This window comes from Oleiphilus sp. HI0079 (assembly GCF_001635105.1).
Map to the genome: position 1 here is coordinate 1 of NZ_LWFT01000091.1, position 1030 is coordinate 1030.

Here is a 1030-nt window from a genome sequence, read left to right on the forward strand (position 1 = left end):
GAAACCACGGCTTTGACACTAGCACAAGCGCTTGATGATATTCATGATTTGTTTTCTTTTGAGGCGGAAAGGCTCGAGAGTTTAGATGATATTGGGCCGATCGTAGCTGGGCATGTTCTCGCGTTTACTGGTAACGAGGATAATCGCGTCCAAGTCGATAAATTGCTCGAAAAAGGTGTACATCCAAAGCCCTTGAAAAAACAGGCTTCTAAATCTGATTCGCCAGCGAGAGGAAAGGTGTTTGTTCTTACGGGCACCTTACCAAATTTTAGCCGCGATGAACTCAAAACAATGTTGATAGATGCAGGTGCGAAGGTAAGTGGTTCTGTGTCTAGCAAGACTGACTTTCTCGTTGCGGGCGAAAAGGCCGGTTCTAAATTGGCGAAAGCAGAGCAGCTTGGCATCGAAATTTTGTCTGAGGAGCAAGCTTTGGAGCTAATCTCCCAAGCATAGTGTGATGTACAGAACGTTTCTTGATCAGCATCCTGTAAAACTTCCACCCCTTTTAATACCATTCAACTACTAGATTTTTTCTTCTCATAGAACAATAACTGCCAAGCGGTGAGTGCGTTTATTTTGAAACCCCTTTTTCAACATCTTTTTGTACTGTGTGTAACGATCTTTCTGGTCGCCTGCGAAACAGAGCTACCTGATAATGATGTCAGAATCTTGAACGAATCAGCCTTGCCGACAGAGATGACCTGGTATGCGCCGGTAGATATCCCTATTGAAATAACCGGCGGCCAAGGTGGGTATGCAGTTCGGTATATTCAAAACCCTGAAAGCGGAATGAGTGAAGAGCTGATTGGTGAGTTTGAAGATGTAAATCGCGTTGAATTGGCTGTCGTGCATGATTCAGGTAATACCTTCCGGTTGCAAGGCGTTCCGGTACCGTCAGCTCTTTTAGATAGAAACCTTGACTCGGCCTATTGGATTGAGGTGACAGATGGAGTTTCTAGCATTGTTGTTAGAGTTGAGTTTTCTATTTCGGATGTTGCAATTGACGAGCTAGAAACGTTTGTGTCTTTTG

The 1030-nt window shown here is 44.3% G+C and carries 2 protein-coding genes; both read left to right on the forward strand.

The window, feature by feature from the left end:
* Window positions 1–453: BRCT domain-containing protein (locus A3750_RS01375; RefSeq protein ID WP_304440157.1), on the forward strand; the 453-nt coding region annotated here is incomplete at its 5' end.
* A gap of 123 nt (window positions 454–576) precedes the next feature.
* A partial coding sequence (locus tag A3750_RS01380) for a hypothetical protein (RefSeq protein ID WP_156498296.1) occupies window positions 577–1030 on the forward strand: 454 nt, incomplete at its 3' end.